This window comes from uncultured Nocardioides sp. (assembly GCF_947488025.1).
GTDB lineage: Bacteria > Actinomycetota > Actinomycetes > Propionibacteriales > Nocardioidaceae > Nocardioides.
In genome coordinates, this window is record NZ_CANKYS010000011.1 from 152,112 (window position 1) to 159,953 (window position 7,842).

General features: G+C 70.7%; 5 protein-coding genes and 1 tRNA gene. 3 read left to right on the forward strand and 3 right to left on the reverse strand.

Annotated features, from left to right (window positions below; genetic code table 11):
- Positions 1-27: 27 nt before the first annotated feature.
- Both Q1B24_RS17465 and Q1B24_RS17470 read right to left on the reverse strand, forming a co-directional pair.
- The gene (locus tag Q1B24_RS17465) at positions 28-2,190 is read right to left on the reverse strand and encodes an EAL domain-containing protein (protein ID WP_299931288.1); all 2,163 of its coding nucleotides are present in this window, start codon (positions 2,188-2,190) and stop codon (positions 28-30) included.
- Between the two features lie 130 nt (positions 2,191-2,320).
- The gene (locus Q1B24_RS17470; RefSeq protein ID WP_299931289.1) at positions 2,321-4,159 is read right to left on the reverse strand and encodes a phosphoenolpyruvate carboxykinase (GTP); all 1,839 of its coding nucleotides are present in this window, start codon (positions 4,157-4,159) and stop codon (positions 2,321-2,323) included.
- Between the two features lie 205 nt (positions 4,160-4,364).
- Here Q1B24_RS17470 and Q1B24_RS17475 point away from each other — a divergent pair.
- Positions 4,365-4,437: transfer RNA gene (locus Q1B24_RS17475), tRNA-Arg, on the forward strand.
- 63 nt (positions 4,438-4,500) lie between these two features.
- Here Q1B24_RS17475 and Q1B24_RS17480 read toward each other — a convergent pair.
- Positions 4,501-5,700, reverse strand: a complete 1,200-nt coding sequence (locus Q1B24_RS17480) for a glycoside hydrolase family 16 protein (protein ID WP_299931290.1) — start codon at positions 5,698-5,700, stop codon at positions 4,501-4,503.
- Between the two features lie 144 nt (positions 5,701-5,844).
- Between Q1B24_RS17480 and Q1B24_RS17485 the strand changes: the two genes are divergently transcribed.
- Both Q1B24_RS17485 and Q1B24_RS17490 read left to right on the forward strand, forming a co-directional pair.
- Positions 5,845-6,384, forward strand: a complete 540-nt coding sequence (locus Q1B24_RS17485; protein ID WP_299931291.1) for a hemerythrin domain-containing protein — start codon at positions 5,845-5,847, stop codon at positions 6,382-6,384.
- Between the two features lie 86 nt (positions 6,385-6,470).
- On the forward strand, positions 6,471-7,842 hold a 1,372-nt coding region (locus Q1B24_RS17490; protein WP_299931292.1), incomplete at its 3' end, for an IS1182 family transposase.

A 7,842-nucleotide genomic window follows, 5' to 3' on the forward strand; every position in this document is an offset into this window, starting at 1 on the left:
CTGCCGGGCGCGCCGCGCCGGCGGCGTTCAGTCGTGCGGCGCCGCGGCGACTGCGGACGGCACGAAGTCGCGGACGAACTCGTCGAAGGGCACGGGCTTGCCGATGAGGTAGCCCTGGGCGAAGTCGACGCCCTCGTCGCGGCACACCTGGAGGATCTCCGGCTCCGAGACGAACTCGGCCACGGTGCGCTTGCCCAGGTCGCGGGCGATGCCGACGATCGAGCGCATGATCGTCCGGTCGACCGCCGACTCGTGCACCCGGGCCACGAACTCCCCGTCGATCTTCACGTAGTCGAAGATCAGGTGCTTGAGGTAGTAGAACGAGCCGAACCCGGCGCCGAAGTCGTCGAGCGCGAAGGCGCAGCCGAGCTCGGTCATCCGCTCGGCGAAGGTCCGCGCCAGCGCGACGTCGGCGACCGCAGCGGTCTCGGTGATCTCGAGGATCAGCGCGGACGGCGCGACGCCGTGCTTCTCGAGCGAGGAGACGATCGCGTCCTCGATGACGGGGTTGCCGATGGAGTGGCCCGACAGGTTGACCTCGAACTCGAACGCCGGGTCGTGGTCGCGGCGCATCCGGGCCAGCAGCTCGAGGCTCTTGTCGACCACCCAGGCGTCGACCTGGGGCATGAGGCCCACGCGCTCGGCGATGTAGACGAATCGCGACGGGGGGACCAGCTCGCCCTCGTCCCGCAGCCGCAGCAGCACCTCGGCGGAGCTGATCCGGCCGCTGTTGATGTCCATGATCGGCTGCAGGTGGAGCTCGAACCGGTTCTCGGCGAGCGCGGCCTCGATGCGGCTCTGCCACTGCAGCCGGGCGGCGGTGCGGGGCCCGCGCTCGTCGCCCTCGAACAGGACGACCGCCTGGTTGCGGCCGGCGTCCTTGGCGTCGTACATCGTCATGTCCGCGAGCGCGAGCACGTCGGCGGCGTGCTCCGAGGCGGCGCGGAACGTGACCGCTCCGACACTGGCGGTGACCCGGCGCGCCACGCCGTCGAGGGTCGCGGCGTGGGTCGCGATCCGGTCGACGACGAGGCCCGCCACGCGCTCGGCGTCGGCCTGCTCGCAGTCGGTGAGCAGGATGGCGAACTCGTCCCCTCCGAGGCGGGCCACCACGTCGGTGCTGCGGATCGAACGACGCAGCAGCCCGGCGATCGTGACGAGGAGCTGGTCGCCGGCGTTGTGCCCGAGCGTGTCGTTGACCTGCTTGAAGTTGTCGAGGTCGAGCAGCAGCAGGGCTCCGGTGGGACCGTGGCGCCGGCACCGGTCCAGGTGCCGGTCGAGCTCGCTCTCGAAGCGACGGCGGTTGGCCAGCCCGGTGAGGATGTCGTGGTCCGCGAGGTGCGCGAGACGGTCGAGGTAGCGGCGCCGGTCGGAGATGTCGACGACGTTGACCATCACGATCTTGCCCATCTGCGGATCGGCCACGACGGTGCTGCTGAGCGCGACGTTGACGTCGTTGCCGCCCGAGTCGCGCAGCTGGCACTCCGCCTCGAGGGACTCACCGCCACGCAGGAACATCAGCCGGCCGAGGTGGTCCTGGATCCGGTCCTGCCCGGGCGTCTCGAAGGCGCCCAGCTTGTGCCCCACCATGTCGGGCGGGTCGAGGCCCACCAGCACGGCCATCGACACGTTGACCCGGATCACGGTGCCGACCTGGTCGAGGAGCGCCACGCCGTGCGGGGCGTCGTCGAAGAGCCGCTCGACCCGGTCGCTGGCCAGCCGGGCGCGCCGGGTCTGTCGCTCGAGGTCGCGCACGATCCGCTGCAGGACGGGGGCGAGCACGAGCGCGATCGCCCCCCACATCACGGCACGCCGCCAGTCGCCGAGCGCGTAGTCGGGAGCCCCGATCACCAGCACCGGCACCACGAGGGTGGCCACGGCCAGCCCGCTGGCGATCCAGAGCTCGCGTGGGCTGCCCGTGATCGCGATCCAGAGGATCGGGACCAGGAACAGGACCGTCATGCCCGACGACGAGCCGCCGCTGCCCGCCCCGGCCGCGTCGTTCACCAGCGCGGCGTAGGGGAAGAGCAGGAAGGCGGGGAGCGCGTCGAGCCAGGTGCGCTCCGGCCGGCGACGGCTGACGACGAACAGCACGACGACCAGCACCAGCAGGAGGGCGGCGAGGGCCGCCACCCACCACGGCCGCTCGTAGGGCGGGAGCAGCACAGTGCACAGACCGAGGGCCGCCACGACGCCGAAAGGGGCGGCGAGGGCAGGGCCGCCTCGTCTGAGGTCGGAGGGTGAGGACCCGGGTGCGCCGGTCCCCGAGACACGACGTCGCACCCCACCACCCTAGTGGCGGGGGCGACGTCGCGAGGCGTCAGTGCTCGGCTTCGAGATCCGCGACGACGCGGCGGTGCGCCTCCCAGATCTCCTCGGGCATCCGGTCGAACTGGCCCAGGTGCTCCTCCCGGAAGCCCATCTCCTGCTGCCAGCGCTCCTTGTCGATCGTCAGGATCCGCTCGAGGTCGGCGGCCGGCACGTCCATCCCCGACAGGTCGAGCTCCTCCTCGGTCGGCAGGATGCCCACCGCCGTGCGCCGCCCCTCGACCTCGCCGTTCTTGAGCTGCAGGAGCCACAGCAGCGGGCGGAGGTTGTCGCGGTAGCCGGGCCAGAGGAAGTGGCCGTCGTCCGGGTCCTTCTGGAACCAGTTGACGTGGGCGAAGATGGGCTGCTCGGCCGCCGCCCCGACGATGTCGAGGTAGTGGCGGGCGTAGTCGCCCTCGCCGTAGGCCATGAACGGGCGGTTGGACATCGGGTCGTAGCGCAGCTGGCCGTCGACGCCCTCCGCGGCGAAGGTGGCCTCGGCTCCCAGCGTGAGGCCGTCGTAGACGCCCTCGGCGAGGTCGGTGATCGCCCGGATCAGCGGCTCGCGGTCGCTGGTGCGGCCGCCGAAGATGATGGCGTCGATCGGCACCCCGGCCGGGGCGTCGTAGTCGGGCGCGATGTTGGGCACGTTGTCGAGCGTGGTGGTGAAGCGGCTGTTGGGGTGGGCCCAGGCCGCGGTGTCGTTGTCCTTGCGGTCGGCCAGCGGCGAGCCCGTCCAGTCGAGCCACCCGCGCACGTCGGTCGGCGGCTTGGGCGTCTTGCCCTCCCACCACACCTCGCCCGTCGACGGGTTGTAGGCCACGTTGGTGAAGATCGCCTGCGAGCCCTCGCCGATGGAGGAGAGAGCGTTGGGGTTGGTCCTCTCGTTGGTGTCCTTCGCGACGCCGAACACGCCGTACTCCGGGTTCATGCCCATCAGCCGGCCGGACTCCTCGTCGACCCACAGCCACGCGATGTCGTCGCCGTAGAACGACACGTGGTAGCGGTCGCCCAGCGCATCGGGGGCCGCCATCATCGCGAGGTTGGTCTTCCCCGACGCGCTCGGGAAGCCCCCGCAGACGTGCCAGGTCTTCCCGGTCTCCTTGTCGTGGATGCCGATGAGCATGTACTGCTCGGCGAGGAACTTCCGGCTCGCCCAGCCGTCGTACGCCCCCTGCCGCAGGCCGTGGGCGATCTTGCCGAGCAGCGCGTTGCCGCCGTAGGACGACCCGAAGTGGAGGATGGTGCGCTCGTCGGCGACGGTCACGAAGTAGCGCTGGTCGTCGGGGGTGCCCTGGCCGAGGTGCTCGAGGTCACCGGTGACGTGGACGGCGCGGACGAAGGAGTCGGGGTCCTCGAGGTCGTTGACGAACTGCACGCCGACGCGGGCCATGCGGATCATGTGGAGCACGACGGTGCGGGTGTCGGTCAGCTCGACGCCGGCCGCCCACGGCTCGAGCGGGTTGCCGGCGGGGGCCATCAGGTAGGGGATGACGTACATCGTCTTCCCCTCGGACGCACCGCGCATCCGGTCGTGCAGCATCGGCTTCATCTCCGAGGCGGGACGCCAGTTGTTGTAGACGCCGCGGTCCTTCTCGTCATTGGTCGCGACGATCGTGCGCTCCTCCGAGCGCGCGGTGTCCTTGTAGTAGCTGCGGGAGTAGTAGCGACCCTCGCCGGCCATCTGCAGCTCGCCGGCAGCGACCGCCTCCTCGAGGAGCCGGGCGTCGTCGGAGGCGTTGACCACCTCGACGCGCTCGGCGCCGGTGAGCTCGGCGTACTCCTTCACGAACTCGCGGACCTTGGTGTTGGTCAGTCCGGCTTCGTCCATGACTGCCTCGAGATCTGCCATCGCGCTCACCTCTCGTCGTGCGGCGGTGCCTCGCCGCGGTGCGGGTGCTAGGCACCTTAGGGCACGGTCCGGGCGCGCGACGGGGGTCGGAAGTCCCGACTGCGCGGTGAACGTCCCGCGCCACCACCGGTCCCTGATTTCGCTCGTCCGGAGTACGTCGGCTATTCTCGACCAGTCCTCGCAGCCGCTCCGGTTGCACGGACGGGCGCCTGTAGCTCAACGGATAGAGCATCTGACTACGGATCAGAAGGTTTGGGGTTCGAATCCCTACAGGCGCGCAGATCAAGAAACCGCAGGTCAGACTTCTGACCTGCGGTTTCTTGTTGCGTGGGCGCCCCGTGTCACGCCTGCCAGATGCGCAACCAGTCGACGGACATGTGCTGCGGCAGCTGCTTGTCCTTCATGTAGGACAGCTCGTAGTCCGAGGCGAGCAGGCTCAGGATGGGGTACTGCGGCTGGCCGGAGACGCCCTTGCGGGTGCGCCAGGTCTCCTTGCCGTCGATGCGGAAGATGTACCTCTTCGGCGTCCACTCGACCGAGAACACGTGGTAGTTCTTCGACCAGCCGTCACGCCGGCCCGCCAGGAAGCTCCGCGGCCGCTTGAGCCAGGAACCGGTCTTGACGACGTGGTTGCGACGCTTCCAGTGGATGAAGCTGGTCAGCCCGCCCCGGGGGTGCTTGTCGCCGAAATACTCGATCACGTCGATCTCGGCGCCGGCCGTGCGGGGCTTGCCCGGCCGGGAGACCTGGGGCTGGAGCCAGAAGCTGCTGTGCTGGCCGCGGCGCTGGTGCATCCGGACCCGGGCGGCCGCGAAGCCGTACTTGAAGGACACGCGGTTCTGCGTCGAGATGTGGCCGTTGAGGCGGTAGGCGTAGCGCCCGGAGGACTTCCCCCGCTTGACGGCCCGGCACTTGTCCGAGCGGCTCCGATCCTTGATCACGCTGAGGCGCACCTTGCCGCCGGACACCTTGACCGCCTTCGGGCTGCCCTTGGAGCACAACCGCTTGCTGGCCCGCTCGTAGCGCTGCCCGCGGTGGCTCCACTCGGGGCGCAGCGAGCGACCCGAGAAGTTGTCGGTGTAGAGCGGGGCCAGCCAGCGCGCGGTGCTCCGCGGTCGGCTGACGGCGCGAGGCAGGCCGCGGTGGCGGCGCGCCGTGACCCGGTAGGTCTGCGCGCTCCCGCGGCGTACGGCCCGGGCGGAGAACTCGGCGCGGCCACGACGGTCGAGCCGCGCCTTCCCGACGTTCTTCCACCGGGAGCCGCGCTTGACCTGGAGCCGCACCGGGCGGCCGGCCCGGCGTGGCTTGACCGTGGCCTCGATGGCCACCCGGGCCGCGTCGGCACGGGCGGTGCGGCGGCCCTGGTGGACGATCTGGGGCAGGACCCGGATCGTGGCCCGGGACCGGGCCGGCCGTGCCGTCGGGGCGGACTCCTGCCGTGCGGAGGGACCGGCAGCGGAGCCGGTGTCGACGGTCAGGAGCAGGGACGCGGGCATGAGCAGCGCGAGGGCGCTGCCTGCGAGCACGCGGCGTGCAGGCATGTGATGACGCTCCGTTCTCGGTGGGACGTGTCCTGGAGACCTCTCCCCTCGAGGGTGTCCCGGACCTCACGACCAGCCAAATCCGCACTCCGCCGGGCAGCCGGCACGCACCCGGTCGCGCGGTGCGACCGTAGGCTCTGGTCCGTGCCGCCCATCGATGACGCCACCCGACCGCGTGTGGCGGGCTCGGTCGAGCTGACACCGCAGCAACGCGGGGCCGGCGACCACCTGCGGATGATCCACGACCACTTCCGCCACCAGCTCGAGACCCTGACCCGGGCGGTGGAGTCGCTGCGGGACGGCGCGGGTGACGTCGACGCCGTACGGGCGGGGGTGCACGACCTCGCGCCGGCGCTGTCGGCGCAGCAGGTGGCCGGGCTGTGCGGACAGGTGTGCCGCTTCCTGACGATGCACCACACGATCGAGGACCAGAACCTGTTCCCCGCGGTCGCCACGATGGAGGCCTACGCACCCGTCGCGGCGCGGCTGGCCGAGGAGCACCTCGTCGTGCACGCCCACCTCGAGCGTGTCGACGACCTGGCGCTCGCCGTGCGCACCGACCCCGCGCGGGTCGACGAGCTGGTCGAGGCCGTCGCCGGGCTGCGGGCCGACCTCGAGTCGCACTTCGCCTACGAGGAGACCGAGATGACCGAGCCGCTGGGCCTGCTGGGTCTCGGCGTCTGACCCGACCCAGCGGTGCTGCCTAGGAGACTGCTGAACAATCCGCGCGGCGTGGTGCGGTGATCGGCGTGGCCTGAAATCTTGGAGTCATGCAGGGTGAGTCGGATCGGCAGCGGGCGTTGCTGGACGTGGAGGCGGTGGCCGGGCACCTGTTGGAGCCGGGCAGCGTGTTCGCGCTGCTGGCCGAGCATCGCGACCGGTTGTTCCCGAGCGAGTTGTTCGCCGACCTGTTCCCCTCGGGGCGGGGCCGGCCTTCGATTCCGGGCGAGGTGATCGCCTCGGTGATCGTGCTGCAGGCGTTGTACGGGCACTCCGACCGCGAAGCGGTCGATGCGCTCACTTTCGACCTGCGGTGGAAGGCGGCGTGCGGGTACGCGATCGACGCGAAGGGCTTCGACCCCTCGACGTTGACCTACTGGCGGCGCCGGCTGGCGGCCAGCGACCGGCCACAGCGGATCTTCGAGGTGGTCCGCGACGTCATCGCCGAAACTGGCGCGGTGGCCGGCAAGCAGCGCCGCGCGCTGGACTCCACGATCCTTGATGACGCGGTCGCTCGTCAGGACACCGTCACCCAGCTGATCGCCCAGATCCGCCGGGTCGGGCGTGAGGTGCCCGACGCCAAGGAGTTGATCGCTACCGAATGCACCCGACTGGTCGCGCTGACCGGGCAGGACTACCACTCGACCGGAAAGCCGCCGATCGCCTGGGACGACCAGGCCGCGCGCGACGAGCTGGTGTCCGCACTCGTGGGCGACGCACTCGCTCTGCTCGCCGCGCTGGATGTCCAACAGATCACCAAGACGGGCGGCAAGCCGGCCGAGGCGGTCGCACTGCTGGCCCTGGTCGCAGGCCAAGACGTCGAGCCGGCCGAGGACTCCGACGGCACCGACGGCCGCTGGCGCATCGCCCGCAAGACCGCACCGGACCGGGTGATCTCGACCGTGGACCCCGACACCCGGCACGCGCACAAGACGCGGGAACGGCGCCAGGACGGATTCAAGGCTCATGTCGTGGTCGAGCCTGACACCGGGCTGACCACGGTGTGCGCGCTGACCAGGACCAACGGGCCAGCCAACTCCGACGCGAACGTAGGGGCCGAGCTCGTGGCCGCCGATCTCACCATCGGCGAAGACGCCATCGAGGTTCTGGGCGACTCGGCCTACGCCAGCGGCGACATGCTCCACACCCTGGACGAGAAGAAGTGGATCCCACTGGTCAAGCCGTGGCCGCTGCGGCCCGCGGTCGCCGGCGGCTTCACCATCGACGACTTCACCTATGACCCTACGGCCGGCACGCTGACCTGCCCGGCCGGTGTCACCCGGGCACCGTCGGCCAAGGGAACCGTGACCTTCGGCGCTGCTTGCCGGGGCTGCCCACTGCGCGAGCAGTGCACCACCGCCGCTGACGGGCGAGCCGTGCTGCTCGGTGAGCATCATCAGCTCCAACGCGAGCACCGCAAGC

Coding starts and splice junctions, on each gene's coding strand:
- Q1B24_RS17480 (WP_299931290.1), bottom strand. CDS start 5,700: ATGCCTGCACGCCGCGTGCTCGCAGGCAGCGCCCTCGCGCTGCTCATG.
- Q1B24_RS17470 (WP_299931289.1), bottom strand. CDS start 4,159: ATGGCAGATCTCGAGGCAGTCATGGACGAAGCCGGACTGACCAACACC.